Raw genomic sequence first — 26,790 nt, 5'->3', positions numbered from 1 at the left:
TGCTCTTCAATACTGATTATGCGTGAACGTTATCGCTTTGTAGAACAACTTGGTAAAGGTGGTTTTGCTACCGTCTGGCTCGCCTACGATAAACAAATCGGTGGGCTTTGCGCAGTTAAACAAAGTATTGCTGCCGAGTCAGAAGTTGCTGAGATGCTGGAAGCAGAGGCCACGATTTTGGCTGGGCTGGCGCATCCATCATTGCCACGAATTCGCGATCACTTTGTGCACGAAGGCCACGCCTGTGTCGTGATGGATTACATCGAAGGCGTAGATCTCAATGTTTTGTTGGCAACCGAGCACGATGGCATTGCACCCAAGCGGGTTGTCGAATGGGCGCAACAACTATGCACCGCCGTCCAATATATTCACACGCTGCCGCAACCAGTGCTGCACCGCGATATTAAGCCATCGAACGTTAAACTTACACCTGATGGGCGTTTGGTGCTGATTGATTTTGGCATTGCGCGTGATCTCAAGGTTTCGAGTTTGGGTTTGCGGCGCGCCGTAACCGCTGGCTATTCGCCGCCAGAGCAATATCGCGGCCAAACTGATGCACGCTCGGATATTTATGCCTTGGCGGCAACGATTTATGCTTTGTTGACTGGTCGTGCGCCGTTGGCTGCGCCAGCCCGCTTAATTGGCGAAGCCTTGCCAGCACCTTCCGCCTTGCGGCCCAGCCTGCCAAGCGTGTTGGATCAGCCGTTATTGCGCGGTTTGGCCTTGGAGCCAGAGCAACGGCAGCAATCTGCTGGCCAATTGGCCCTAGAATTAATGACCGCTTGGCGTTCGATTCAGCCAGCCAGCCCTAAATTGCCGATCATTCGCACCAAACCCTTGATTCAGCCGCGCACGTGGCGACATTGGCTTGGGCTTGGCTTAGTTGGCAGCCTGAGTTTGGGCGGGTTTAGCGCCACAATTTGGAGCCTCGTGCGGCAACAAAATGCTGCTGAAGCTGCGCGCAATTCGCAAATCTATTTTCCTGCGTTGTTAAATAATAGTGCCACTTCTGCCCCGTTGCTCACGCCAACGCCTGCGCCAACCAGCACGCCTGCGCCAACCAGCACTCCTGCGCCAACCTCAACGGTACAGCCCTTGGTTGCTGGCCTGACTGGCTATTTCTTTGTTGGCATGCGGGCCAAAGATGGCGAGTATCAAATCTATCGGATTCCGGCGATGGGCGGCGAGCCACAGCAATTGACCACGCTAGGCGCAAATTATGGTGGCGTGGTTTCGCCTGATGGCAAACAAATCGCCTTTACTTCCGAGCGTGATGGCCGCGAGCAAGTCTATGTGATGGATGTTGATGGCAGCAATCAACGGCGCATTACCAACGATGCTGGACGTTGCGAATACCCTAGTTGGTCGCCCGATGGCCAAAGTGTGGTCTATGCTCACCGCCGCTTGGACGATTTGAAGGAAAATAGCTCAACGATCTACATCCAACGGCTTGACCAAGCTGAAGGCCAGCAAGTCAGCAAAATGTGGGGCACAATGCCAACCTGGGGCGAGCAAGGCATCGTGTTCACCAGCCGCGATATTGTCGAGAATATCGAGCAATTGGGCTTGGCGATTATTCAGCCAGACGGCAGCGAGCTAAAAATTATCAACCCAACCCGCGATCGTGATGAACATTACGCCGAATGGTCGCCTGATGGCAAGCAAATCGCTTATGTTGCTGGCGATAGTCAGCGCACAATCACGCGCCAAATTTGGGTGATGAACGCCGATGGTTCGAATCCACATCCGCTGACCAAGAGCATTGGCGGCGTAACCCAGCCGCGCTGGTCGCCAGATGGCAAATGGATTGTCTTTTTGGCCAAGTGGGGCATGCCCGACGATCTGCAAAATAATCGTCCGCGCTTCAATTTGTGGGTAGTCTCGACCGAGGGCGGGCCTGCGCAACCCTTTACCATTTCTGATGCGAATAAATTTGGGCTTGGTTGGGGTCCACGCTAAGGCAGAAATTTCCTCAGCGGTCGATCCAAGCAAACAAAAACTCCCTTGTCCAGCTTATTGGACAAGGGAGTTTGCGCTTCATTTAGCGGTTTTTGGCCCATTTGCGATCGCGGCGGCGTTCGTCGGTGTTGAGGATACGCTTGCGAAGGCGGAAATGCAGCGGAGTTACTTCGAGCAATTCATCGTCGGCGAGGTATTCAATACAATCGTCGAGCGACATGTTGCGTGGTACGTCGAGGCGCAAGGCATCGTCGGCACCAGATGAACGCATATTGGTCAGTTGCTTTTTCTTACATGCATTGACTTCGAGGTCTTCGTCACGAATGTGTTGACCAATGATCATACCTTCGTAGACATCGACCCCTGAGCCAACGAACAACTGGCCGCGTTCTTGGGCGCTCGATAAGCCGTAGCTGCTGGTCACGCCTTGTTCCCAAGCAATCAACGAACCAAATTGGCGGGTTTGCACATCGCCAGCGTAGGGTTGATAGCCAGCAAACAAGCTGTTCATAATGCCTGTGCCGCGGGTAGCGGTGAGCAATTGTTGGCGGAAACCCAACAAACCACGGGTTGGCACGTGATAGACGAATTGCACTGAGCCTGAATCGTTGACACTCATGTCGCGCATGGTGCCACGGCGCAAGCCCATCAATTCGACCACTGAGCCTTGATAATCGGAATCAACTTCGATTTCGACCAATTCATATGGCTCGTGGCGGGTGCCATCAACATCTTTATAAATTACTTCTGCTTTGGAAACTTGGAACTCGTAGCCTTCGCGGCGCATATTTTCGATCAAAATTGCCAAGTGCAACTCGCCCCGACCGCTGACGCGGAAGGTATCGGCGTTGTCGGTATCTTCGACCTTCAAAGCCACGTCGCGCTCGGTTTCGCCATACAAGCGTTCGCGAATCTTCCGTGAGGTTACCAATTTGCCTTCGCGCCCGCTGAAGGGGCTGGTATTCACGCCGAAGGTCATCTGAACGGTTGGTTCTTCGACCTTGATTGGCGGCAAGGCAACCGGGTTATCTTTGTCGGCAATCGTATCGCCAATACCTGCATCGTTAATCCCAGTCATGGCGACAATATCGCCAGCGGTGATTTCTTCGACTTCGACCCGATCCATGCCATAGTGGGTGAACACTTGCACCACCTTGGCTGGCTTGGGGTCTTTGCCGGCGGGGATGTGGGCAACCGCTTGGCCTTTGCGAATTGTGCCGCTGTTCAAGCGGCCAATGATGATTTTGCCCTTGTAATCATCGTACATTGTTGCAGTGACCAGCAATTGAGGCGGGCCATTGGCATCAACATCAGGCGCTGGCACATATTGCAAAATCGTTTCAAATAACGGAATCAACGAATCTTGCATTGCGTGGGGGTCGTGGCCAGCGGTGCCGGCCATCCCGCTTGCATAAACAATTGGGAATTCGGCTTGTTCTTCGGTTGCGCCCAAATCGATAAACAAATCGAAGGTTTCATTGACGGCATAATTTGGGCGAGCGCTTGGGCGATCGACCTTATTGACGACAACAATTGCGCGATGGCCTTGTTCGAGAGCTTTGCGCAGCACGAACTTGGTTTGGGGCATAGGGCCTTCAACCGCATCGACCAACAGCAACACGCCATCGACCATGTTCAAAACCCGCTCGACTTCGCCGCCGAAATCGGCGTGGCCGGGAGTATCGACGATATTAATCCGCACGCCATTGTATTCAACAGCGGTATTTTTGGCCATAATCGTGATCCCACGTTCGCGTTCGATGGCGTTGGAGTCCATCACCCGTTCAGCGACTTGTTGGTTTTCACGGAAAATCCGACTTTGCTTCAACATGGCATCAACCAAGGTCGTCTTGCCGTGGTCAACGTGGGCAATAATTGCGATATTGCGTAAATCAGTTCGTTGCATAACACACCAAAAACCTCGACCACACGGGCCGAGGTAGCTCATTCAAACGTCAGCATGGCTATTGTACCACACGTTGTTTCGTTAATTCGTTCGCAAGGTCTGGTTGCGATACTGTGATTACAACAACACAACCCGTGCCAATCGGTGAAATAAACTCGGCGGGCTAACCCAGCCCGCCGCCCGAACGGCTCTCCGCGACCGCCCAGACCTACCTTCATGTCTCCAACACCAAAGTAGGCAGCACCTTTTTTTCCTGCAATAAGCATACCGCTAACCACTTGCTTTGCTATCAGTTCTAAGTCTGATTTGTATGTTGTTTGATTTGCAGCAGAACCTTCAGTAAGCGTTCACGATCCCACAATACAACCTCGTTGGCTTTGGCTAAAATCTGGGCTTGCCTAGTGTAGTGGCTATTGGTTATCACGATTGCGCCTTGGCAGTTGTACATTTTTTTGGCGGCGACCGCTTCTTGAATCGCCTTAACACCAACATTTTTGCTGTAGCGTTTGGCTTGGATGATCGTGCGAGTTTGGTCTTTTTTGATCACTAAATCCGCGCCATAATCGCCTGCTTTACCTGTATGCTCAATTTGGTAGCCATATTGACGAAAGACTACGCCAAGAAAATGTTCAAATTGTGTCCCAGTCATACGATCAACATCAAGCATGCCAGAACGTAATAAGCGTCTGCGACGAATAAATTTTTCGAGTACACTGACCATCATTGATAGGATAATAATTCCTGCTGAAATAATGAGCAGCCAGCGGCCAATCGTATTCCATGATTCTGGAAATATATTCATCCTCACTCCTTGGCTGAAACAAGATACGTGATTTACCACCCTGCACCCAAAAATGGCGATTGCGGCATTGATTAGTTGATCAATGTGACAATCGGTGGTATAGTAGGCGATGGACGCTTCTTGGTTGATAGGTTGGTTTCGTCACCTCCTATCGACCAAGAAGCGTCCATTTGTCTTTTGTATTTAATTCTCACTTGATGCCTACGATTTTCAGCTCTCTTGGCTTTTGTGGTTAAACGCTGCCCGCCAATTGTGATCATCAAACTGTATGGTCTATGCTCTATGTTCTTCGGGTGTTGTAGCCACAGATGCCACAGATTGATTGGATTATTGTTCCCATAATCAAGTGCCTGAACCCTGACCCCTAGACCCTGATCCCCAAATGCTATGTTCTATGGTCTATGCGCTATGTTCTTGGTTGGTTGTAGCCAAATAAGCGTAATTGCTGCTCGCCTTCGCCAATAATTGCCTCGAAGCGCATACCAATCCGTTCGAGGACTTTGATTGATTGTTGGTTTTCAAGATGAGTAGTGGCAATAATGCGCGGCAGTTTGAGGGTTGTGATTGCATACGTCAAGAGGGCTTGCGCAACTTCGCTTGCATAGCCCTTGCCCCAGTATTCAGGCAAAAAGGCGTAGCCAAGGTCAATTTCGGCTTCTGGGGTACGTTTGATCAAGCCTGCCATGCCAATCAACGTGCCAGCTAATTCCACGCCACACAAGCCAACTCCATAGCGTTGATACATGGTCATGGGGCCGCTGCTGATGTAGGTTTCTGCATCATTCAAGGTGTGCACATTGCGGTTGCCAATCCATTGGAGCCACGACGGTTGATTGACTAACTGCATAACAAATGGGCCATCGGCCAACGTAAACTGGCGAATGACTAAACGAGCGGTGTGAATTGTTTGCATAGCACTCTCTCTTTTGTGGTTATTAGCCCATCGAGCGATACACCGCCAAGTGTTGCTGGGCGATGCTAGCCTGGGTATAGTGGCTCAAGGCGCGTTGGCGGCCAGCAGCGGCGATGGTTTGGCGATAGGTTTCATCGCTATAAAGTTTGTGAATTGCCTCAGCCAAGGCAGCTACATCGCCTTCGGGAAATACCAAGCCCGCCGTATCAATTACATGCGGAATTTCGCCAGAATTCGAGCCAATCACTGGCACGCCACAGGCCATTGCCTCGATCAACACCCGCCCAAATTGTTCTTTCCAATTGGGAGTTGTGCGCGATGGCAACACATAGGCATGCACGCTGCGCATGGCATCGGGCATAGCGCTCGATGGAATTAATGGCTCAAGCGTGACCCGCCCAGTCAGCGGCGCTTTATTGATGCGCTGTTCGACCTCGGCGCTTAAATCGCCCTTGCCAATTAGGCGACAATGAATGTTGGCGGGCAACTGTTCGAGCGCATCGAGCAAATCGAGCACGCCTTTGGAGCGCATCAAACGCCCAAAAAAGCCCACCACAAACGGATCTTTTGGTAATGGCTCTGGTGCAGGCGTAAAAATCGTTTCATCAACGCCAAATTGCGGAATCACGCTGATTGGGCCAGTATAGCCATGATCGCGAATGAGTTGCTTGGCCAAGTGATTGCCAGCAATCGCATGGGCTGCATGGCGATAGCTGTAGCGCTCGAAGAAACTAAATGGCGGTGGATAACGCCGCGCCACATCTGCCCAATTATAAAAACAGAGCTTGGCCTTGGTTTTGCGCGCATGCCAAAATGCTTGGAATGTGGCGAGATTGAACGCTTCTTCATCGGCGTGCAGAATATCTGGTTGCTCAGCAGCAATTAATTTGCCCAAGCCCTGCCACCAAAAGGTATGATGATGGCCGTTGTGGCCAAGCGGCACGACGTGCATGCGATAATTGCTCGCTGTTTGCAGCTCCAGCGGATATTCGCCAACACCAGGCTCAAACCACATTGGCGGCACAATCGCGGTTAATTCAACATCTGGCTCAGCCGCAATCAATTCGAGCTTGCGGTGATAGGTGGCGGCGGTCAGCGCTTTGGAAATAATTAGAATTTTCATGGCAACCCAAACAAGGCCTTGATAATTGCACAGGACACAAAGCCCGACTATTGGCGCTTCGTGTCCTGTGGGTGCTGATTCAGCGAAGTTTAATTTAGAGGTGGAGTGTGCCATCGAGCAGCGCATGGCCAGCTTCGTGCATCGCTTCGTACAAGGTTGGGTGGGCGTGAATCGTGGCTAACAACGATTCGACCGTAGCTTCGTGGCTCAAGGCCAAGCCGCCCTCGGCAACCAATTCGGTCACGCGTGGCCCAATCAGGTGGAAGCCAAGAATCTCGCCATACTCAGCATCGGCGACGATTTTGACAAAGCCATCGCGATTGCCAATGGCCGTCGCTTTGCCAACCGCAGCAAATGGGAACTTGCCAACTTTGACGTTGTAGCCGCGATCTTTGGCTTGGGCTTCGGTTAAGCCAACGTGGGCAACTTCTGGCGAGCAATAGACACAGCTTGGAATAATGTCGTAGTTGATTGGGTTGGTGTGATGGCCAGCGATATGCTCAACTGCAATTACGCCTTCTGCTGAGGCAACGTGGGCTAGCCATGGCGTTGGCACAACATCGCCAATTGCATAGATGTTGGCAATGTTGGTTTGCATGGTAGCGTTGACCGGAATATAGCCGCGTTCGTCGGTGGTTACGCCAACCTCTTCGAGGCCAAGATTTTTGGTCAATGGTGCGCGGCCCGTGCCAATCAACACATAATCTGCTTCCAAAGTTTGTTCTTTGCCGTCTGGGCCTTCAAAAATCACGCTTGCGCCATCGGCGCGTTTGTTGACGGCCTTGGTTTTCGAGCCAGTGTAGAGCTTGATGCCGCGTTTGGTGAAGGCTTTGGCCAATTCTGCCGAAATTTCTTCATCTTCGGTGGCAACAATTCGGGGCAACATTTCGATAATGCTGACTTGTGCGCCAAAGGTGCGATACATCGAGGCAAATTCGCAGCCGATGATCCCGCCGCCGATAACCACCAAATGTTTTGGCACTTCGGGCAAGCTCAACGCGCCAGTGCTAGAAACGATGCGTTGCTCATCGAATGGGGCAAATGGCAAAGCGCGTGGAGTTGAGCCAACCGCCAAAATCACGTTTTTGGTTTCGATGATTGTTTCATTGCCATCATCGCCTTTAACTGCAACGTTGTTGGTGCCTGCCAAGCGGCCAAAACCGCGATAGAGATCGATTTTTTTCTTTTTGAATAAGCCTTCGAGGCCGGTGCGCATAGTTTTGACCACTTTTTCTTTGTGGCCCATGGCACCTTTGAGATCGAACGAAACCTCGCCAGTGATTACGCCAAACTTCTTGCCTTCTTTGGTTTCTTCCAGCACGTCGGCGCAGTGCAACAGCGATTTGGTGGGAATACAGCCAATATTTAAACAGACACCGCCGACTTGTTCTTTTTCGACGACAGCGACTTTTAAGCCCAATTGGACAGCACGCAAGGCAGCAACTTCGCCGCCAGGCCCTGAACCAATAATCACAACATCATATTGAGCCATTGAAATATCAATCCTCCGTATGGTAGACGTTTTGTCCATTGTCTATGATAGCACAGGCACAGAGCAACCGAAGTATGAAGGATGAAGGATGAGGGATGAAGTCAAAAAGCAGAAGGCAAAAGTCAGAAGGCAAAAGCACACAGGGATCAGGATTCAGCGATCAGGGTCTAGATTTCAACGCAGAGGGAAAGAGGGATCAGGATTCAGGGATCAGGGTCTAGCATTCAGTCATATGGCCCAACAGAATCATCATTCGGGCAATTCGTGGCTCAAGAAACTGCGGGTCTTTGCATATCACGCAGATAAATTATGGCTACTGGCTATCGGGAATAAACACCTATAGCCAGTAGCCAGTAGCCTAATTACCCATGCACATCAAAATACCGATATGGTGCAATAATCAGCATAAGTAGCTGGAGCGCCATTGGAAGCAATACTGTTCCAATATATCGAGTAGGATCGTTGTCAAGGATGAAAAAGACTACATTAAACCCAATTCCAATTAACAAGATTAACCCATACATGCCAAAGGCGGTTTTTTTAAGAAATATGTGGCGATTTCTGGATACCCCAAGCGCTATAATGCCCCATGAAAGCAACGTAAAAAGGAGGGTTTTCCAAACAATTCGCCAACAGAAGATCATCAATACAAACATATTTCGATAATTCATATCATTATTAATGCTCACAAGCCATACAGTCAAACTGATAGCACAGAAAATCGAAATTATCCCACTGGACTTGCAGAGCAGTGTGAGCAGTGACTGACTGGAAAATGGTGGTTTTTTGGGCTTGTTATTAATTGGTACTGTATACATTTATTCATCCTAATTTCTAGAAAATGTCCGGGAATATGTGATAAAACGCCTATGGATTACGATGCATTCGGATATTGGCTGCTACAGTAGCCTCTGAATAAACAGCGGTAATACGGGTTTCAATACACATATGTGCACCCCAATTATCAAAGTTAAATCCATTCTGCCCATTGCTTGAAATTAGATAAATTCCAACACTGGATGTTGACCATCGAAGTTTGTCAGGATCGACAGAGGTAATATCAAAGTACAATACAAGATCAAGATCATTTGCATCATTATCACAAATAGTTGCATACCAATTACGCCATGAAGGAGCTTTATCCTCAACAGATGTATATGCTTGAAAATATTGAATCAATTGTCTCCAACAAAATCCCTGTTGTTGTGCTGTTGGATCACATGCTTGGATCGCATTGGTTCCGTTATTATTTTGGCGTATGATATGATCATTCTGTAAACCAGTCTCGATATTTTCTGGTGTATTCTTTTTGGCATTCATAACCACCATATTAATCGCATTATCGATGAATTTACGTTGTTCTTGAGATAGATCATTAAGCCTTTTTTGGACATCTTCAACGGTTATTTGATTTACAATAGCCAGATTTACAAATGTTATCAACTCATCGTCAGTTAACTGGTCAGAAGATTTTTCGATAATACTTTTATGAATATTCTCTTCTGCAAAGATAGATGCGTAGTTTGAAAATCCGACAATTAATGTCAACAGAACAGCGAATAAGCGTATTTTTTTTCATATACCTTCCTTCAATTAAAGAACCATCAGCCAAGTGATACCAAATAATTATAATAAGCAATGATCAGCTTGAAGTAGTATTTGTGTAACAAATGTGTAACAACCCAAAATATCGCCTTAGAAATTTAATAACAAGCCAATTTTGAATTGCCTTGTGGATCTTCCTTATTAGTGCAGAGAGAAAGAGGGATCAGGATTCAGGGATCAGGGTCTAGCATTTAGTCACATGGCCCAACAGAATAATTATTTGTGTAATTCGTGCAGTTCATGGCCAACAAAAAGGAAGAATTATAAAGGATGGAATGCGCTCAGCGTTGGGCCAGCAAAACAATAATCCCAATAATCTGTGCCAATCTGTGGCGAAAAACTTAACCTTCGCGATCTTCGCGCCCTTCGCGGTTTCCGTCCTTCGTGCGCTTCGTGTCCTTCGTGGATCAGACCCGATCCCCAGCCCCCAACAGCCGATCCCCAATTCCCAATGCTAGTGTTTCGTTAATCCTTACTAAATCGCCCATAGATTGACTAAGCCTGTGGTGTATAATTTTCGATAGTATTAAGTGTGGTGAGGCAACGATGCCAAAAATTGTGCCTGGGTATCACATTACAACCGCTGCCCAAATGCGGGCAATCGAGCAACGTGCAGTCGATGAAGGCGAGACGTGGGCTGGCTTGATGGCCGAGGCTTCACGTGGCATAGCCGATGTGGCCTTAGGAATCATCGCCAAGCAGGCTAACCCAGCAATTTTGGTACTGGTTGGGGCTGGCAACAATGGCGGCGATGCTTTGGTGATTGCGCGGCATATCAAAGAAGCTGGCTTTCCAGTGAGCTGCTATCTGTATAAACGTAAACCGCAAGCTGATGATTGGCCGTTTGCTGCCGCCCAAGCCGAAGCCATTCCAATGATCTTTGCTGCTGATGACTCGCAAAATCAGCAACTCCAGCAGCTCTTGCAAATCAGCACATTCGTAATCGATGGCCTATTTGGCATTGGCCTAAGCCGACCGTTGGCTGCTGATGTAGCCCAGCTTATTGACTTGGTGAATGCTAGCAACGTCCCTATTTTGGCGGTCGATCTGCCTTCGGGCCTTGATGCTGATAATGGCAAAATCTGGGGCACGATGATCAACGCAACCTACACCGTGGCGGCGGGCCTAACCAAACGCGGCCACCATTTGTACCCAGGTGCGGCCCAGGTTGGCAAGTTGGCAATCGCCCCCTTTACCCTACCAGATTCTATGGAGGAGCCGATGACTACAACTGAACTGAATCTTGCGACAATCCGTTCGCTGGTGCCGGCCCGTCCGGTTGACGGCCATAAAGATACTTTCGGGCGCGTGATGGTTGTGGCTGGCTCGTATCTTTATCCTGGTGCAGCCTGGCTTTCAGCAACTGCCGCCGCGCGTTCGGGGGCTGGCGTTGTAACCTTGGCCTGCCCGCGCTCAATTTATGGCAGCACCGCCGCCCATTTGCACGAAGTAACCTATTTGCCCTTGCCGGAAGTTGAGCCAGGCGAATTGACCGAAGCCGCCGCCAAACTGGTGCACGAAAAACTAGCCAAATATAAAGCGTTGTTGGTTGGCCCCGGCCTTGGCACTGAAACAGGCACAGGCGATTTTCTCCGCTCCTTGATTGGCTTGGCTTCAAGCAAGCGCCGCTTGGGCGTAGGTTTTCTTGGCTCGAGCGAGTTTGAAATTCCGGCCAAACGCAAAGGCGGAGTTGGCTTTGGCTTGGCTGCGCGGCCTAAAGAAGAAGCTAAAGTCGAAGAGGAAGGTCCAGTCTTATTGCCGCCACTGGTGATCGATGCAGATGGCTTGAATATTTTGGCCACGATTGAAAACTGGCAAGAAAAATTGCGTGGTCAGCCAGTCGTGCTCACGCCCCATATTGGCGAGATGGCGCGCTTGCTTGGCGAAGAAAAACTTGGCGAAGATCATCCACAAATTGCGCTTGAAGCAGCAGCCCGTTGGGGCGTAACCGTGGTGCTAAAATCAGCGCACACAATTATTGCTAGCCCCGATGGCAGCTTAGCTTTGCATGGCTTGGCCAACCCCGCGTTGGCAACCGCCGGATCTGGTGATATTCTTGCAGGACTAACCGCTGGGTTGTTGGCTCAAGGCTTAGCGCCATTTGAAGCCGCGCAACTGGCGGTTGGAGTGCATGGCGTTGCTGGCGCATTAGTTCGCGAAGAATTAGGCGAACGCGGCACTATTGCAAGCGATATTCTTAATCGCCTGCCCTTGGCATGGCGCAAACTTACAGAAGGCGGAAAACAATAATGCGTGCGGTTGATCTGATTATTAAAAAACGCAATGGAGCACAGCTCTCAACCGAAGAAATTCAATGGCTGATCAAGGGCTATACTGATGGCAGCGTGCCTGATTATCAGATGGCTGCTTGGGCCATGGCGGTTGTGCTCAAAGGCATGGACGATCGCGAAACCACCGATCTGACCCTTGCCATGGCTGCTTCTGGCGATCAGCTTGATTTGAGTGATTTTGCGCCCGCTGCGGTCGATAAGCACTCGACTGGCGGGGTTGGCGATAAAACTAGCCTTGTTTTGGGGCCGATGTTGGCAGCAGTCGGCTTGCAAGTTGCCAAAATGTCGGGGCGTGGCTTGGGCTTTTCGGGCGGTACGCTCGATAAACTTGAGGCGATTCCCAACATGCGCATCGACCTAAGCGAAGCAGAGTTTCGCCATGCGATGCATGACATTGGAATGGTGATTATGGGCCAAACTGCCGACCTTGCGCCTGCCGATAAAAAGCTTTATGCCTTGCGCGATGTAACGGGCACAGTTGAATGTATTCCGTTGATCGCCGCTAGCATTATGAGCAAAAAATTGGCTGCTGGAGCCAAAAGTATCGTGCTTGATGTGAAGGTTGGGGCCGGGGCGTTTATGAAAACCCTCGATCAAGCCCGCGATTTGGCGCAAACGATGGTGCGGATCGGTCAATTGTCTGGACGCAATGTCGCTGCGATTCTGTCGTCGATGGAGCAACCGTTGGGCTTGACGATTGGCAATGCGCTGGAAGTGCGCGAAGCGATCGAAACTTTGCAAGGCCACGGCCCCAGCGATTTGGTTGAAGTTTGTTTGACCCTTGGCTCGCATTTGTTGGTGTTGGCTGGCAAGGCCCAAAATCTCGACGAAGCGCGCCAACAGTTGCAAGCAACCCTCGATAATGGCCAAGCGTGGGCCAAATTCCGCGAGTTTGTGGCCCAGCAAGGCGGCGATCTGGCAGCGGTTGACCAACCTGAGAGCTTGCCAATTGCCCCAATTCAAATCGATTTGCTGGCCGAGAGCAGTGGCTTTGTCCAACGCATCGATGCAGAAACCTGTGGAATTGTGGCAACCGAGCTTGGCGCTGGCCGCGCTCGCAAAGAAGATGCAATCGATCCAGCGGTGGGCTTGGTGCTCAAGCGCAAAGTTGGCGAGCCAGTTCAAGCAGGCGAAGCCCTATTGACAGTGCATGCTGCCACCAACGAGCGCGCCGAAATTGCTTTGGCGGCGCTCAAATCGGCGATTAGGATTAGCCCAGCCTCGGTAGAAGCCCTGCCGTTGGTATTTGAAAGCGTTGCCTAAATCGAAGGTAGGCCGATTCTGCGTTGTTAGCGTTTTAGGCGCTAGCAACGCATTTTTGTGCTCTGCGCCAAGCAGCGTGGTATAATTATTAACGAAAATATGTGCTAGCGCTCAGCGCAATTGGCACTTGTGAAGCGTCAGTAACGAACGGGCTATCTAGGAAGGAAATCATGGCAGAAATACTGTATTTAGGGCATGCCAGCGTGCGGATTCGCGGTCGTGAAGGCATTGTGGTGCTTGATCCCTGCGATCAATCGGTGGGCTTTGATATTGGCAAACCAACTGCACAGGTTGTTACAATCAGCCATCACAAAGCTGATCACAATCATGTCGAGGCCGTTAAGCCCTTGCGCGACACGCTGTTTGTGGCCGATGGGCCTGGCGAATACGAAGTGAGCGATATTTTAATTCGTGGCGTTCGCACGGCGCATACCGATAGCGAGGGCAAAAAGCATGGCCACAACACAATTTTTGTGATGTATATTGATGATGTAGCATTTTGTCATTTGGGCGATTTGGGCCATGGCCTCACCGCAGGCCAGCTCGATGAAATTGGCGCTGTTGATGTGTTGTTCGTGCCAGTTGGCAACGGCAACCATGTGATCAAGCCCGATGGCATGGTCGAGATTATCGGCGAAATTGCACCTAAAGTTGTTGTGCCATTGTACAACGATAATCAACAACAACGCCTCGAAGCGCTCGATTTGGAGCCATTGAGCGTGTTTGTGCATCAGATGGGCTTGAAGGAATACGAAACCCTTGATAAAGTCACCTTCACGCCATCAACCCTGCCGCGCGAAGATGAAGAAACCAAAGTGGTGATTCTCAATCCAACTGGGGTTGCCGTCTAATAGTACTAATTTTGATATATATCGTAGCCTATTCCACAGTTGTGGAGTAGGCTTTTTTGTTGATTAAAGTACTATATTAACCTAGCATTAAATTACCCTTGACATGCTTTGAGTTGGCTTGCTATATTAGCTCTTGAGAACCGTGATTGGTGTAATCCTCGCTTTCATTCCCCTAACCAACACCACAAGCCACGTTTAGGAGCATGCTATGTCTGCCCCAATTATTATGGTTCGCTATGCAGAACTTAGATCGATTGCCAGCCGCCTGAATGCCAAACGTGATGCGATGCAACAAATGCTACAAACTTTGGAACGCACGATGCAGCCATTGATCGCCGGTGAATGGCAAGGTCAAGCCGCCCAACGCTGTTTTCAGGAATTCGAGAGCGTGATTGTGCCAGCGTACCAGCGCGCAATTGGCGTATTTGATGCCAGTGCCCAAGTAACCCTTGAGATTGCCAAATTGATGCAAGCGGCTGAAGCCGAAGCTGCGACACTCTTTGCTCATCAATCTTTTTCATCTAAGAACCGAATAATGGGAGAGCCTTTAGAGCTTCCAGATTTACCTTATACAGAACCTTTAGACGGCAGCAAAACGTTTAAACCCGAACTCATAACAATGCCTCCGCCTCCACCACCTCCTGCTCAACCTCCTGATGGTGATGGAAGTGGTAAACATGGTGCAATGGGTGAACCGACCGAGCAAGATAGAGCAAATCATTCTAAAATGAGTAATGCTGCGACTTTTGCACGATTTTCCAGATTCTTTTCTGAAACAGGCTATCATATGCAACATTACCTTAATAATTCTGGTGAGCCGCTCAATGTTTCCGTTGATGATATGCTTGATGATATGCCAACATTTAGAAAAGAGGTTGAACTCAGGTATAAAAATGAAATTATCCCCCAAATTAATCAAAAGCTTCGATCTGATTATCATGGTGAACCTTTAGAATTCAATGTAACAATTCCTTGGAATTCAGAATTTTATCCAGATCGAAATGAAGATAAAAATTGGTATTATGCAGTAGGAGGATTTAGTTATGCACAAACTGCCTATGTCCGAGTAACCCCAGCACCGGATGGAAGTCCAAATGTTGAAGTTATTTCTCAAGTCCATATGTTTGATCGTTATAATTGGGATCAAGGAAAATCTGTGACCATTCCATCTTCAGGAATAGAATGGATAGATAATCGCACGATTGCTAATGATCATATTACTGATGAGGAAATGGGCAGACTTCATGGTACTGGTATTGCCCAAGAATATGATCTAACAGGGACATCTAGTGGTCAGAAACATTTTTATACATACGATCCGCTTACCGGTATAAAATAAATTTATGATGAACTTATATAGGATTTGTCTATGAAATATATTTTTTATATTCTACTAATATCAATATTAATGAGTTGCCGGGAGAATAATACCGTGATTAACCAACCAAACCATGATGCCACGGTTGAAGCCGCCTTGCGCGACCTCAGCAGCCCGTTGAGTCGCGCCGAGATTGAGCAATTTATGGGCTTTGCAATTCCTGCTGAGGCAACCAATGTGCATACCCAAGGCGAAGCGGCCTTGGATACGATGGTGATTGCCCGCTTCGATTTGCCCGCTTCGGACTTGGATGCATGGCTGACAACTGTGCCCATTACCGAATCACTTCATACCAAAGAAACCCTCTTTGCCACCCAACATGCACCGTATCCTGAAGCAGAGGCTTGGTGGCAGCTTGATAGTTTAAATCTGCAACGTGAACAATATCGTTATGTTTATCAATTTGTTAATGGCAAAAGCTACAAAATCTTGGTGGTGCAATTGCAGCCGAGCGATCAGCTACTCACGATTTATCTGCAAGTGTTCAATACCTAATTCTTTGAAGTGTTAGCAGGCAATTTGGCGCAGCGATGCAAGTTAAGGGAGGAGATGCATGAAATATTTTCAGCGTTGGGCTTTGGGTTTGAGCCTGATGGTGTTGAGTAGTTGCAATGATCAAACTGCCATCACCCCAATCCCAACCAGTATCCAGCCAATCGCAACGCTTAGGCCAACACCAACATTTGGCCTAAACCAAGAAAAAATCATCACGATTCAAATCGGGACTGATAACGGAATAGAGCAACTTTCGATTGGGGCTATCCCACCTTTAGCTGAGGATTTAGCACAGAATCCTAGTTTAATCAGGCTTGATCTCGGGTTCGATCAAGCTGCGTATCGCTATCGAATTACGACGCAACTGGGAAGCATAATCCCTATTGCCAATTATCACGTGCGTGCGATTGCCGTTGATTCCCAAAAAGTTACGCTGGGAGTAACTAAACTCGCTGATCAGCCACCAGCTTTGCCAAATGATCAAAAACCCCAAGAAACGATTAAGTTCTTGCCACTCAATGCCTATGGGGGCACAACTGATCTCGATCTGCACCCAACCAATTGGCAACTTGATCCAACCACAAATCAACCGCATGTTCATTTACGGGCAACAACACCTGATACGCTTGGTAATGATGCCGAACATTTCAACACGTTTGCAATGGTCGGCGATGAATTTCGCTATCAAGGCTTTATGATTCGGGTGATTGCGTTTCCTGAAACCAGTGCTGGCTTGTTTGTCTTTGGCATTCGTCCAGCAGAAGAGAAGTAGGATGCTGCCTATGAACCGCCGATTACTCAAGATCTTCGTGCTTAGCTTGGCCTTGGTTGGCTGTCAAACCCGCGCGCAACAGCATGATGCCACGGTTGAAGCCGCCTTGCGCGACCTCAGCAGCTCGTTGAGTCGCGCCGAGATTGAGCAATTTATGGGCTTTGCAATTCCTGCTGAGGCAAGCAATGTGCATACCCAAGGCGAAGCAGCCTTGGATACAATGGTGATTGCCCGCTTCGATTTGCCCGCAGTGGCACTTGATGCATGGCTGACAACTGTGCCCATTACCGAATCACTTCATACCAAAGAAACCCTCTTTGCCACCCAACATGCACCGTATCCTGAAGCAGAGGCTTGGTGGCAGCTTGATAGTTTAAATCTGCAACGTGAACAATATCGTTATGTTTATCAATTTGTTAATGGCAAAAGCTACAAAATCTTGGTGGTGCAATTGCAGCCGAGCGATCAGCTACTCACGATTTATCTGCAAGTGTTCAATACCTAATTCTTTGAAGTGTTAGCAGGCAATTTGGCGTAGCGAGGCTGATAACGGATTTGCGTTCTTCGCGGTTTATCAAGCCTGAACCCTGAACCCTGAACCCTGAACCCTTATCGCTCGTTGCGGCCTGTCATTCAAGATTCAATCATGTGATATGCTTAGACACAGATTTGCTACTTTTGAGGCTTTTATGACGTTGGTTGATCCTGAAACCCCGCTTTTTACCTTCGATGAAGCTGAAGCCCAGCCCACGGCCTTAGCCAATGAGTTGACCGATGCCCTGCGCGAGCATTTTGGCTTGCCTGGCTTTCGTAGCGGTCAGCAACAAGTGATCGAACGGGTGATGGCAGGCCGATCAACCCTTGCGTTGATGCCAACTGGCGCTGGTAAATCGCTCTGCTATCAATTGCCAGCCCTGTTACTGCCCCACGCCACGATTGTGATTTCGCCCTTGATTGCCTTGATGAAAGATCAGCTTGATGGCTTGCCCGAGGCAGTGCGTGAACGCGCAACCTTTATCAATAGCGCAATTCCGTTTGATGAGGTGCGCACGCGCTTGCGTGGCTTGAGCGAAGGTCGCTATAAATTGGTTTATGTTGCACCCGAACGTTTGCGCCAACGCCAATTTCTCTATGCCTTGCAGCAAGTTGGCATCTCGCTATTTGTAGTCGATGAAGCGCATTGTGTGTCGTTGTGGGGTTTTTCGTTTCGCCCAGACTATTTATTTATTCGCGAAGCATTGCGGGTGCTTGGCAACCCGCTGGTTTTGGGATTAACTGCCACCGCCAGCCCAGCCACCGAAAAAGCTATCTGCGAGCAACTTGGCGATCTCGAAACGGTGCGCACCAACGTTTTTCGGCCCAACTTGCATTTCGAGTTGCTCAAAGCCTCGAACAAAGAGAAAAAACAAGCAGCAATCCTGACCTTGTGCCATCAAATTAATGGCGCAATTATTGTCTATGCCCGTTCGCGCAATAGCTGCGAAGAAATAGCTGAGCGCCTGCGCCAAGCTGGGGTTGTGGCCGAGGCCTATCATGCTGGCTGCCCCGACCGCGATGCCATCCAAGATCGTTTTATGCGCGGCGAAACCCGCGTGATTGTAGCAACAATTGCTTTTGGAATGGGCGTGGATAAGCGCGATGTGCGGGCGGTGATTCACGCCAATTTGCCCAAATCGCTCGAAGATTATGCCCAAGAGGCGGGGCGGGCTGGCCGCGATGGTCAAATTTCGCGCTGCATTATGCTCTACAACTTTTTCGATAAACGCCAGCTCAAAGAATGGCTCGAAAGCAGCCATTTTGGCGTTGAAGAATTACGCGAACTGTATAAAGCGGTTTTGGGCCAAATTGGCAGAGGCCAAGGCACCATCAATCAGGCCCATTTGATGGAGCTTTCTGGCTTCGATGAAACGCGCTTGCGGGTTGGCCTCGGCATTTTGGAGCATGTTGGGCTGCTGCGTCGCCATTTCGATTTACCACGGGTTTGTAAATTACGCCGTGGTGAAGCGCCAGCAACGCCCGAAATCAACCAACTTTGCGAGTGGTTTAGCCTTGGCCGCTGGTGGCAAGATGTTGATAGTCACGATTTGGCCGCCGCGCTGCGCATTCTCCCCAATCAGCTTGAGCCAAAACTGCTCGAATGGCAAGAACAAGGTTTGCTTGGCTACGAAGGCGTAGCGCGTGAGGTATTACTCGAAGTCTTGCCATCGCCCAAAGATACCCGCGAACGGATGTATCAGGTGCTCAAGCAATGGCGCAGCACCCAAGAGCGCCAGCTCGATTCGTTGACCCAATATGTTGAAGCGAGTCATTGTCGCCACCGAATTTTGGCGGCGCAGTTTGGCCAACGCTTGCCTGCCTGTGGCAATGCCTGCGATATTTGCCAATCGGGCCGCATCAGCATTAGCCGCCCACCAAGCAGCTTGCAGCCGCAAACGATGCCCTTGGTTAGTGCCAATTGGGGCAATGGCGGCGCAATAAGCGACCATCAACGGATTATCGTCGAGGCGGTGCGCGAACATCCTCAACAGCTCAGTAGCCGCGATTTGGCCCATATTTTGGCTGGCTCACGTGGCTATAGTTCGCATCCATTGTTTGGAGCACTCTCCGAGCGCTCGTTCGATTCGATTCGCGCCGAAATTGATGTATTGGTTGATGCTGGCAGTTTGGCCTATCAAGGCGCAACCTTGGTGGTCGTGATGGCGGCTCCCAAACGCACTGGTAATCAACATCGTGATATTGCGCTGCAAGTGCTAGCAACGCTGACGCGTTTGCCATATCCTTTGGGGCGTACTGGCTTGGCGCGTTTGCTCAAAGGAGCCAGCGATGCCAAGCGTTCGCCCGACCACGGTGCATTGGCGCATGTAACCATGGAGCAGATTGAGGCGGTGATTGAGGCCTTGGTCGAAGCGCATTTGCTTGATCGCCAGCAACAGGGCTTGTATCCGTTGTTGGCATTGAATAGTGCGGGCCGCGAGGCCTTGAACAACCCGCAAAGCCTACCAGCCTTGAATATTCAGGGCAAGCGCGATTCGGCCCAAACTGAGCAATTGCAGGCCGATGGCGATTTGTTGCTGGCGCTCAAAAGCTGGCGCTCCGAGCAAGCCCGCAAGCTCAATTTGCCGCACTATATGATTATTCCTGATAGCGTGTTGTTTGATTTGGCGGCCTATCAGCCAACCAGCAGTCAAGAATTAAGCACAATCAAAGGGATTGGTAGCCAAAAATTAGCCCAGTGGGGCGCAGATTTGCTGAGTTTGATTACCACTGGCAAAGCTGAAAACTAAGCTTGTTTGCGCCACCACCACCAAGCAGCAACCGCAGCCAGCGCCACGCCAACCATGATATAGCTGCCAATGCGGCCATCGATCTGCTCGAATAGATTGGGAGCCAGCGTCGTGATGATCAGCACAATCAGCACGACGCTGGCTAAAACAAGACCCTTAGATCGCGACATCAGGTCGGTATTCTCCCCAAATCTTGCGTAAAACTCCACAAACCTCGCCAACGGTTGCCCGCCGACTCAAGGCTTCGCGCATTGGTTCGAGCACGTTGGCGGTGCCTTCAGCAGCCCGTTGCAGATCGGCTAAGGCTGCATCGACCGCCGCTTGATCGCGCTCGGCTCGCAGTTTGGCCAATTTGGCGCATTGTTCGGCAGCTACCGCTTCGTTGGGCTTGAAGATTGGCACTGGCGCATCATCGGTAACAAATTTATTGACCCCGATGACCAATTGCTCGCCACTTTCGACCCGATTTTGATACTCGTAGGCGGTATCCATAATTTGGGCTTGAATAAAGCCATCCTCGACAGCGCGCACCGCGCCGCCCAAATCGTCAATATGTCGAATTAATGCCAAAGCGCGTTGCTCAATCTCGTCGGTCATGCTTTCGACCAAATACGAGCCACCCAAGGGATCGGCGCTGGCGGTCACGCCGCTTTCATAGGCAATGACCTGTTGGGTACGCAAAGCAAGGGTTGCTGCTTCGGTGGTGGGCAACGAAAGCGCCTCATCAAAGCCGTTGGTGTGCAGCGATTGAGTGCCACCCATCACCGCCGCCAAGGCTTGCAAGGTTACCCGCACCACGTTATTGAGCGGCTGTTGCGAGGTTAAGGTCGAGCCGCCAGTTTGGGTGTGGAAGCGCAAGGTCAAGGCGCGTTCATCGCTTGCGCCAAAGCGCTCACGCATAATCGTGGCCCACATGCGGCGAGCAGCGCGGAATTTGGCAATCTCTTCAAAGAAATTATTGTGGGCATTGAAGAAGAACGACAAACGTGGGCCAAATTCATCGACATGCAAGCCTGCGTCGATGGCTGCTTGCACGTAGGCGATGCCATTGGCCAAAGTAAAGGCCAATTCTTGCACCGCAGTCGCCCCAGCCTCGCGAATATGATAGCCACTGATGCTAATCGTATTCCAGCGCGGAATACGTTCGGCGCAATAGGCAAAGGTATCGGTAATTAGCCGCATCGAAGGCCGTGGCGGGAAGATATAGGTTCCACGGGCGGCATATTCTTTGAGAATATCATTTTGAATGGTGCCCGTGAGCGTTTTGGCTGCCGCGCCCTGTTGTGCGCCAACCAACTCATACAACAGCAAGAGCACGCTGGCAGGAGCGTTAATCGTCATCGACGTGCTGACCTTATCCAGCGGAATGCCAGCGAACAAGGTCGCCATGTCGTCGATTGAATCAATGGCTACGCCGACCTTGCCAACCTCGCCCTCAGCCCGTGGATCGTCGGAATCGAGGCCAAGTTGGGTTGGCAGATCAAATGCGACCGAAAGCCCCATTTGGCCTTGACCAAGTAAATAGCGAAAGCGTTCGTTGGTTTCGTGGGCCGAAGCAAAGCCAGCGTATTGGCGCATCGTCCACAAGCGGCCACGATACATTGTGGGATAAATGCCCCGCGTGTAGGGAAACTGGCCAGCATCAGGCTCCGGCTGGCGGTCGTTATCACGGTATATTGGTTCAAACGGAATGCCAGCATCAGTTGTAACTTGATTGCCCATCAATCACCTCATTGTGTCTGCGAGCGCTAACTGAGCTACCATTTTAGCTGCCTGCAAGAGATAATAAACCATCGCGAATCGTTTGCAGTAAACGTTCGTCGGCTCCTGCCTCAAGTGCCGTTTGGGCGACGACCCGCGCTTGGGTCACCAATGGCCCAAATGGCGAATTGGTCTGGGGGTCGAGCAATTGTAAGCCTTGCGCAGGAATAATTGCCATCCCAACCGTGACTGGCGGATGGTTATGGCGATAAATCGCAACGCACGCCTTGGTAAAGCGGCTGACAAAACGCGCCAGTCGACTCAGATCAAGGGTTGAGTTATTCGAGTAGCCCCAATCTGGCCGCAGTTGGCAATTTTGCATTAAGCTATTGGTCGTCCACAACACCTCATCGCGGTTGTATGAATCGATATAGCGTTTATTACCATTGGGCGTTGCCAAATTGCAGCCAAAACTATTGCCATAAAGCGCAACTTCGATCGGATCGATCCAGCCATCGGGCGGCTCGAAGTAATCATCATTCGGGGTGACAAAAGCCGTCAGCAGAATCCGTCGACCGGTGATGATCTGCGGTTTTAGGCGTGTGTACGCAGCATTGGTCATAGCAGCACACCAGCTAGAGAAGAATAGAATAGCGTTGTGGCCTAGTATACTACACAAACTCAGCTTTAGGCGGTGCTGCTTGCCCGCCAGCAGAATTCGGGCTTGCGATGCAGCGGCATCAGGCCGCGCCATGCTAAACTGCGCGCAGTTTTGGATTGAAAGGATTACCAATGGCTGCTGAATTGAGCTTGCAAATTTGTAAAAGTGCCGATCTTACGCCTGATGTGGCCCAGGCAATTTTGGTGATGTGTAGTTTGGCCTACGCAGAAGATTTTGCGCCGTATCTTAACTATCCTAATCCGGTGCATGTGTTGGGTTGGCTTGGTAGCGAGTTGGTGAGCCATGCGATGTGGGTTGAGCGCTGGCTGCAAATTGGCGACGAAGCACCACGCCGCACGGCCTATATCGAAGCAGTAGCAACCCATCCCGATTATCAAAAACGCGGCTATGCCAGCCATGTTTTGCGCCATTTGGTCACAGCAATCGACGATTTTGAGCTAGCGGCGCTCAGCCCCTCAGATGCGGCGTTTTACGAGCGGCTGGGCTGGGAACTGTGGCGTGGCCCGTTGGCGATGCGAACTGAGCAAGGCGTGGAGCCAACACCAGAAGAAGAAGTGATGATTTTGCGCTTGCCCAAAACCGGCCCGCTTGATTTAGCTGCGCCAATCTCAGTCGAATGGCGCAAGGGCGAGGTCTGGTAATTAATTTTATCTTTTCAATCAAGGCTTGATTGCTGCTTCGGTCAGCTAAGAACCAATTCAAATTAAACGCTACGCCACGTTAAAGCAGCGCTTTTGATCGTGAAGCGATGCGCTATGCTACAATGCGCGTTGGTAACCTAAACAAGCCCATGCGTGAGGATGTGATTATGGCCCTCCATGAATTGACGATTGCCGAGGCCCGCGCTCAATTAGATCGCGGCGAGATTACCTCGGTGCAACTGACCGAGGCTCTGCTGGAACGCATCAGCGCGTTAGAGCCAACCCTGCATTCCTATTTAACTCAAACGCCCGAACTGGCCTTGCAACAAGCCCAAGCCGCCGATGAGCGCATCAAAGCTGGCAATGCAAGTAGCCTAACTGGCATTCCGTTGGGCATCAAAGATGTGATTGTCACCAAAGATGTGCGCACCACCTGCGGCTCGAAAGTGCTTGAAAACTGGGTTCCGCCCTACGATGCCACGGTTGTGAGCAAGCTCAACGAGGCTGGCACGGTGACCCTTGGCAAGCTCAACATGGATGAGTTTGCAATGGGTTCGTCGAACGAAAATAGTGCCTTTGGCGGCACGCGCAACCCATGGGATACCGAACGAGTGCCTGGTGGCTCGTCGGGCGGTTCGGCGGCGGCGGTTGCTGCTGGCCAAGCTTTTGGCACGCTCGGCACCGATACTGGTGGCTCGATTCGCCAGCCTGCCGCTTTGTGTGGCATCGTTGGGTTGAAGCCAACCTACGGGCGGGTTTCGCGCTATGGTTTGGTGGCGTTTGCCTCATCGCTCGATCAATGTGGGCCGTTTGCGCGCACGGTTGAAGATGTGGCGCTGCTGCTCGAAACGATTGCTGGCCATGATCCCAAAGATTCCACCAGTGCCAACTTGCCAGTGCCCGACTATCGCGCCAGCCTAACTGGTGATATTCGCGGCCTCAAAGTTGGCGTGCCCAGCGAATATTTTGTCGAAGGCATGGAGCCTGGAGTCGAGAAAGCGGTGCGCACGGCGATTGAGCAAATTAAGGATTTGGGCGCTGAGATTGTTGAAGTTTCATTGCCGCACACCAAATATGCCTTGCCTGTGTATTACATCATCGCGCCAGCAGAATGCAGCACCAACTTGGCCCGCTTCGATGGCGTGCGCTATGGCGTGCGCTTGGAAGGCAAAGGCCTGTTTGATGAAATTGAATCAACGCGTGGTCAATTGTTTGGTTCAGAAGTGCGCCGCCGGATTATGCTTGGCACCTATGCGCTCTCATCGGGCTATTACGATGCCTACTATCGCCGCGCTCAACAAGTACGCACATTAATTCGCCGCGACTTCCAAGAAGTTTGGAGCAAGGTCGATCTGCTGGCAGCGCCAACCTCGCCCACAGTCGCCTTTAAAATTGGCGAAAAAACCGATGATCCAGTGGCGATGTATCTTTCAGATGTCTGTACCTTGCCCATTAACTTGGCAGGCGTGCCTGGCTTGGTTGTGCCTTGTGGCTTCAGCGACAATTTGCCAACCGGCCTGCAATTAATTGGCAAGCCGTTTGATGAAGCAACCTTGCTGCGCGTCGGCCATGCCTACGAGCAAAATAACACATGGTATAAACAACACCCAAGTTTATAGCCAAACGTTTCGTAACCACGAAGAACGCGAAGACCACTAAGTAATGATCCTTCGTGCTCTTCGTGTTCTTCGTGGTTAAAAAGCCCAATCCCCAACAACCGATCCCCAACTTCGACTATTGCAATCTGCGCGTGCCGCCGCTACCATTGAGCTACGAAAGCATCTAGTAGGGAGCCAAAGCCATGACCAGTTATAGCATCACTGGGCGGGTGATTCGGGCAATTGATCTTGCGCCGCTAGCCAATGTGAGCGTGCGCTTTATCTCGCAGGCGGGCTATTTGAGCAATATTGCCAATCGCAGCCTCTTGCCAGCTGGCCAAGTCGATTGGACGCGCTCGTTGACTGGGTTTAGTGGTACACGCTGGGAATGCTGGGAGCAGCAGATCAACGGCAAGGTGCCGATTGCATGGGGCGATTTTCGCGATGGCGCGTTGATCTACAACCCGCATTTGAATGACGATGGGCGGGTGTTTCATCGCGAAAAAACCTATTTGATGCCCGAAGTTTCGCCAGCTCAAGAGGTCAGTTGGACGCGCAAAATCAGCGGGTTTGCTGGCTCGCGCTGGGATTGCTGGGTGCAATATATCGATAAGCGCGTGCCAATGAGCTGGGAGGCGTTTCGCGATAATGCCTTAATTCATAATCCGCAACTGGTTGCTGATGGCCGCTTGTTTCAAACCGCCAAAACCTATCTGATTCCCGAAGTTTCGCCAGTAGCTCGCGCTGCCTGCGAAGTCAAAACCGATGCCCAAGGCAATTATCGTTTTGAGAATATTGGTGCTGGTGCGGTTGGCTTGCTCGAAGTTAACATCGCTGGCTATACACCAGTTCGCGTGCCAGTGATTGTCAATAATAACATCAACCAGCCGATTAATGTTCGTGGTGGTGGCAGCGGCATGCGTTCGGCTCATCCTAGCTATAATGCTTTACATCCCAAAGTGCGATCGATTATTGATCAAGCCTTGTTTATGCTTGGCGATGAAAAAACCGTTTACGATGCCTTGCCCACCAATTTGCAGCAAATGTGCTACGGAGCGCAATTCGCCAGCAATCCCAATCATCAATACTACAAAGATATTGTTTGCGCCGATTTGGTAAGCATTTGTTTTGCAGCAGCAGGCATTAACGTTAATTGGCAAAGCAAGGCCAATCCGCATATGGCCCAATATTATGCGCCCGGCCCAGTTACGCTGCAAGAAATTAGCGATGCTAACGATTGGCAACCAGGCGATGTTTTGGTCTTTGGCAACAATGGTGCGGCCCAGGCAGGCCATGTCAGCTTATATGTCGGCCCATTCCAAGGCACCGATCGCTCGGGAACCAATTATCCCTTGAGCGCCAATTTCGATGTGATTGAGGCTAGCATGAATTTTGACCTTGCTAATGGCCAGCGTTGGGGTTTGGGCAACATCGCCACCACCCGCCAGCAATGCTTGCAAGGCAAACGCGGCTATCAATGGGTCAAGCGGGTGCGGCTCAAAGAAGTTGCTGGATTAATTTAAATTGCTATGGGTAGATCTGATGATCCCCAGCTGCGCTAAACTGCGCTACAATGGGGTGTATCGTCATTTCTCAATGTGGAGGAAAGACCTCATGGAACGACCAATTCGGGTGTTGGTGGCCAAGCCTGGGCTTGATGGCCACGACCGTGGCGCAAAAGTAATCGCGCGGGCCTTGCGTGATGCAGGCATGGAAGTTATTTACACTGGGTTGCAACAAACCCCGCAAATGATTGTCGAAGCCGCGTTGCAAGAAGACGTTGATTGCATCGGCTTGTCGATTCTTTCAGGGGCGCACATGACCTTGCTACCCAAAATAACCACGATGTTGCGCGAAAACGATGGCGCGGATATTTTGGTGGTTGCTGGTGGCATTATCTCCGATGAGGATGCGCTGGCCTTGCGCAACGACCATGGGATTGCTGGAATCTTCGGGCCTGGCTCATCGACCCATGCAATTATTGATTTTATTCGTGAGCATGTTCAGCGTAGCTCGGTAGAAGGGTAGGTTGGG

23 protein-coding genes are annotated in these 26,790 nt (G+C 50.5%); 13 read left to right on the top strand and 10 right to left on the bottom strand.

The window, feature by feature from the left end; all coding sequences use genetic code 11:
* Nucleotides 1-18: 18 nt before the first annotated feature.
* The gene (locus C5S61_RS12935) at nt 19-1,959 is read left to right on the top strand and encodes a protein kinase domain-containing protein (protein WP_164689427.1); all 1,941 of its coding nucleotides are present in this window, start codon (nt 19-21) and stop codon (nt 1,957-1,959) included.
* 82 nt (nt 1,960-2,041) lie between these two features.
* On the opposite strand, the gene typA is transcribed toward C5S61_RS12935, so the two are convergent.
* The 7 genes from typA to C5S61_RS12895 all read right to left on the bottom strand — a co-directional run bounded on the left by typA (nt 2,042) and on the right by C5S61_RS12895 (nt 9,743).
* On the bottom strand, nt 2,042-3,865 hold the full coding sequence (gene typA, locus C5S61_RS12930) for a translational GTPase TypA (RefSeq protein ID WP_110515464.1): 1,824 nt from the start codon (nt 3,863-3,865) through the stop codon (nt 2,042-2,044).
* Between the two features lie 295 nt (nt 3,866-4,160).
* A complete protein-coding gene (locus C5S61_RS12925) occupies nt 4,161-4,667 on the bottom strand; it encodes a restriction endonuclease (protein WP_110515463.1) in 507 nt (168 codons plus the stop codon).
* Between the two features lie 406 nt (nt 4,668-5,073).
* On the bottom strand, nt 5,074-5,580 hold the full coding sequence (locus tag C5S61_RS12920) for a GNAT family N-acetyltransferase (protein WP_110515462.1): 507 nt from the start codon (nt 5,578-5,580) through the stop codon (nt 5,074-5,076).
* 22 nt (nt 5,581-5,602) lie between these two features.
* On the bottom strand, nt 5,603-6,703 hold the full coding sequence (locus C5S61_RS12915; RefSeq protein WP_110515461.1) for a glycosyltransferase: 1,101 nt from the start codon (nt 6,701-6,703) through the stop codon (nt 5,603-5,605).
* 94 nt (nt 6,704-6,797) lie between these two features.
* Nucleotides 6,798-8,195: a dihydrolipoyl dehydrogenase gene (gene lpdA, locus C5S61_RS12910; RefSeq protein WP_110515460.1), complete on the bottom strand. Its 1,398-nt coding sequence runs from the start codon at nt 8,193-8,195 to the stop codon at nt 6,798-6,800.
* Nucleotides 8,196-8,557: 362 nt separating this feature from the next.
* A complete protein-coding gene (locus tag C5S61_RS12900; protein ID WP_110515458.1) occupies nt 8,558-9,013 on the bottom strand; it encodes a hypothetical protein in 456 nt (151 codons plus the stop codon).
* 49 nt (nt 9,014-9,062) lie between these two features.
* Complete coding sequence (locus tag C5S61_RS12895) at nt 9,063-9,743, bottom strand: hypothetical protein (protein WP_110515457.1); 681 nt, start codon at nt 9,741-9,743, stop codon at nt 9,063-9,065.
* Between the two features lie 603 nt (nt 9,744-10,346).
* Between C5S61_RS12895 and C5S61_RS12890 the strand changes: the two genes are divergently transcribed.
* The 8 genes from C5S61_RS12890 (at nt 10,347) to C5S61_RS12855 (ending at nt 20,134) form a co-directional block, all read left to right on the top strand.
* A complete protein-coding gene (locus tag C5S61_RS12890; protein WP_110515456.1) occupies nt 10,347-12,050 on the top strand; it encodes an NAD(P)H-hydrate epimerase in 1,704 nt (567 codons plus the stop codon).
* Nucleotides 12,050-13,354, top strand: coding sequence for a pyrimidine-nucleoside phosphorylase (locus C5S61_RS12885; protein ID WP_110515455.1), 1,305 nt, complete (start codon nt 12,050-12,052; stop codon nt 13,352-13,354). Before C5S61_RS12890 ends, C5S61_RS12885 begins: the two co-directional genes overlap by 1 nt.
* A 170-nt stretch (nt 13,355-13,524) precedes the next feature.
* On the top strand, nt 13,525-14,205 hold the full coding sequence (locus C5S61_RS12880; protein WP_110515454.1) for an MBL fold metallo-hydrolase: 681 nt from the start codon (nt 13,525-13,527) through the stop codon (nt 14,203-14,205).
* A 208-nt stretch (nt 14,206-14,413) separates the two neighbouring features.
* Nucleotides 14,414-15,544: a WXG100 family type VII secretion target gene (locus C5S61_RS12875; RefSeq protein ID WP_110515453.1), complete on the top strand. Its 1,131-nt coding sequence runs from the start codon at nt 14,414-14,416 to the stop codon at nt 15,542-15,544.
* 93 nt (nt 15,545-15,637) lie between these two features.
* A complete protein-coding gene (locus C5S61_RS12870; protein WP_110515452.1) occupies nt 15,638-16,078 on the top strand; it encodes a hypothetical protein in 441 nt (146 codons plus the stop codon).
* 58 nt (nt 16,079-16,136) lie between these two features.
* Nucleotides 16,137-16,850 (top strand): hypothetical protein, encoded by a 714-nt coding sequence (locus C5S61_RS12865; RefSeq protein WP_110515451.1) that lies wholly within the window; start codon nt 16,137-16,139, stop codon nt 16,848-16,850.
* Nucleotides 16,851-16,860: 10 nt separating this feature from the next.
* Nucleotides 16,861-17,355, top strand: a complete 495-nt coding sequence (locus tag C5S61_RS12860; protein ID WP_110515450.1) for a hypothetical protein — start codon at nt 16,861-16,863, stop codon at nt 17,353-17,355.
* 184 nt (nt 17,356-17,539) lie between these two features.
* Nucleotides 17,540-20,134: a RecQ family ATP-dependent DNA helicase gene (locus C5S61_RS12855; protein ID WP_110515449.1), complete on the top strand. Its 2,595-nt coding sequence runs from the start codon at nt 17,540-17,542 to the stop codon at nt 20,132-20,134.
* On the opposite strand, the gene C5S61_RS26860 is transcribed toward C5S61_RS12855, so the two are convergent.
* The 3 genes from C5S61_RS26860 to C5S61_RS12845 are packed head-to-tail and all read right to left on the bottom strand — an operon-like array spanning nt 20,131 to nt 22,457.
* Nucleotides 20,131-20,304: a hypothetical protein gene (locus C5S61_RS26860; RefSeq protein WP_164689424.1), complete on the bottom strand. Its 174-nt coding sequence runs from the start codon at nt 20,302-20,304 to the stop codon at nt 20,131-20,133. The two genes, C5S61_RS12855 and C5S61_RS26860, sit on opposite strands and share 4 nt — an antisense overlap.
* A complete protein-coding gene (locus C5S61_RS12850) occupies nt 20,291-21,856 on the bottom strand; it encodes an acyl-CoA mutase large subunit family protein (protein ID WP_110515448.1) in 1,566 nt (521 codons plus the stop codon). The genes C5S61_RS26860 and C5S61_RS12850 overlap by 14 nt, the downstream gene beginning before the upstream one ends.
* Before the next feature lie 43 nt (nt 21,857-21,899).
* Nucleotides 21,900-22,457, bottom strand: a complete 558-nt coding sequence (locus tag C5S61_RS12845) for a hypothetical protein (RefSeq protein ID WP_110515447.1) — start codon at nt 22,455-22,457, stop codon at nt 21,900-21,902.
* A gap of 170 nt (nt 22,458-22,627) precedes the next feature.
* Here C5S61_RS12845 and C5S61_RS12840 point away from each other — a divergent pair, with 170 nt between their 5' ends.
* The 4 genes from C5S61_RS12840 to C5S61_RS12825 all read left to right on the top strand — a co-directional run bounded on the left by C5S61_RS12840 (nt 22,628) and on the right by C5S61_RS12825 (nt 26,784).
* Nucleotides 22,628-23,158: a GNAT family N-acetyltransferase gene (locus C5S61_RS12840; RefSeq protein WP_110515446.1), complete on the top strand. Its 531-nt coding sequence runs from the start codon at nt 22,628-22,630 to the stop codon at nt 23,156-23,158.
* Between the two features lie 164 nt (nt 23,159-23,322).
* Nucleotides 23,323-24,777, top strand: a complete 1,455-nt coding sequence (gene gatA, locus C5S61_RS12835) for an Asp-tRNA(Asn)/Glu-tRNA(Gln) amidotransferase subunit GatA (RefSeq protein ID WP_164689429.1) — start codon at nt 23,323-23,325, stop codon at nt 24,775-24,777.
* A gap of 182 nt (nt 24,778-24,959) precedes the next feature.
* Nucleotides 24,960-26,279, top strand: coding sequence for an NlpC/P60 family protein (locus C5S61_RS12830; RefSeq protein ID WP_110515445.1), 1,320 nt, complete (start codon nt 24,960-24,962; stop codon nt 26,277-26,279).
* A gap of 91 nt (nt 26,280-26,370) precedes the next feature.
* Nucleotides 26,371-26,784 carry a cobalamin B12-binding domain-containing protein gene (locus C5S61_RS12825; protein ID WP_110515444.1) on the top strand — a complete coding sequence of 138 codons (414 nt, stop codon included), beginning with the start codon at nt 26,371-26,373 and terminating at the stop codon, nt 26,782-26,784.
* The last annotated feature ends 6 nt before the right edge of the window (nt 26,785-26,790 follow it).

Origin of the sequence: Herpetosiphon llansteffanensis (assembly GCF_003205875.1) — a bacterium.
GTDB classification, from domain to species: Bacteria; Chloroflexota; Chloroflexia; order Chloroflexales; family Herpetosiphonaceae; genus Herpetosiphon; species Herpetosiphon llansteffanensis.
This window is presented reverse-complemented; position numbering and strand designations above follow the sequence as displayed.

Excerpts from the sequence above, each read along its gene's own strand:
- C5S61_RS12935 (WP_164689427.1), top strand. The coding sequence starts at position 19 with ATGCGTGAACGTTATCGCTTTGTAGAACAACTTGGTAAAGGTGGTTTT.
- typA (WP_110515464.1), bottom strand. The coding sequence starts at position 3,865 with ATGCAACGAACTGATTTACGCAATATCGCAATTATTGCCCACGTTGAC.
- C5S61_RS12925 (WP_110515463.1), bottom strand. The coding sequence starts at position 4,667 with ATGAATATATTTCCAGAATCATGGAATACGATTGGCCGCTGGCTGCTC.
- C5S61_RS12920 (WP_110515462.1), bottom strand. The coding sequence starts at position 5,580 with ATGCAAACAATTCACACCGCTCGTTTAGTCATTCGCCAGTTTACGTTG.
- C5S61_RS12915 (WP_110515461.1), bottom strand. The coding sequence starts at position 6,703 with ATGAAAATTCTAATTATTTCCAAAGCGCTGACCGCCGCCACCTATCAC.
- lpdA (WP_110515460.1), bottom strand. The coding sequence starts at position 8,195 with ATGGCTCAATATGATGTTGTGATTATTGGTTCAGGGCCTGGCGGCGAA.
- C5S61_RS12900 (WP_110515458.1), bottom strand. The coding sequence starts at position 9,013 with ATGTATACAGTACCAATTAATAACAAGCCCAAAAAACCACCATTTTCC.
- C5S61_RS12890 (WP_110515456.1), top strand. The coding sequence starts at position 10,347 with ATGCCAAAAATTGTGCCTGGGTATCACATTACAACCGCTGCCCAAATG.
- C5S61_RS12885 (WP_110515455.1), top strand. The coding sequence starts at position 12,050 with ATGCGTGCGGTTGATCTGATTATTAAAAAACGCAATGGAGCACAGCTC.
- C5S61_RS12880 (WP_110515454.1), top strand. The coding sequence starts at position 13,525 with ATGGCAGAAATACTGTATTTAGGGCATGCCAGCGTGCGGATTCGCGGT.
- C5S61_RS12875 (WP_110515453.1), top strand. The coding sequence starts at position 14,414 with ATGTCTGCCCCAATTATTATGGTTCGCTATGCAGAACTTAGATCGATT.
- C5S61_RS12865 (WP_110515451.1), top strand. The coding sequence starts at position 16,137 with ATGAAATATTTTCAGCGTTGGGCTTTGGGTTTGAGCCTGATGGTGTTG.
- C5S61_RS12860 (WP_110515450.1), top strand. The coding sequence starts at position 16,861 with ATGAACCGCCGATTACTCAAGATCTTCGTGCTTAGCTTGGCCTTGGTT.
- C5S61_RS12855 (WP_110515449.1), top strand. The coding sequence starts at position 17,540 with ATGACGTTGGTTGATCCTGAAACCCCGCTTTTTACCTTCGATGAAGCT.
- C5S61_RS26860 (WP_164689424.1), bottom strand. The coding sequence starts at position 20,304 with ATGTCGCGATCTAAGGGTCTTGTTTTAGCCAGCGTCGTGCTGATTGTG.
- C5S61_RS12850 (WP_110515448.1), bottom strand. The coding sequence starts at position 21,856 with ATGGGCAATCAAGTTACAACTGATGCTGGCATTCCGTTTGAACCAATA.
- C5S61_RS12845 (WP_110515447.1), bottom strand. The coding sequence starts at position 22,457 with ATGACCAATGCTGCGTACACACGCCTAAAACCGCAGATCATCACCGGT.
- C5S61_RS12840 (WP_110515446.1), top strand. The coding sequence starts at position 22,628 with ATGGCTGCTGAATTGAGCTTGCAAATTTGTAAAAGTGCCGATCTTACG.
- C5S61_RS12830 (WP_110515445.1), top strand. The coding sequence starts at position 24,960 with ATGACCAGTTATAGCATCACTGGGCGGGTGATTCGGGCAATTGATCTT.
- C5S61_RS12825 (WP_110515444.1), top strand. The coding sequence starts at position 26,371 with ATGGAACGACCAATTCGGGTGTTGGTGGCCAAGCCTGGGCTTGATGGC.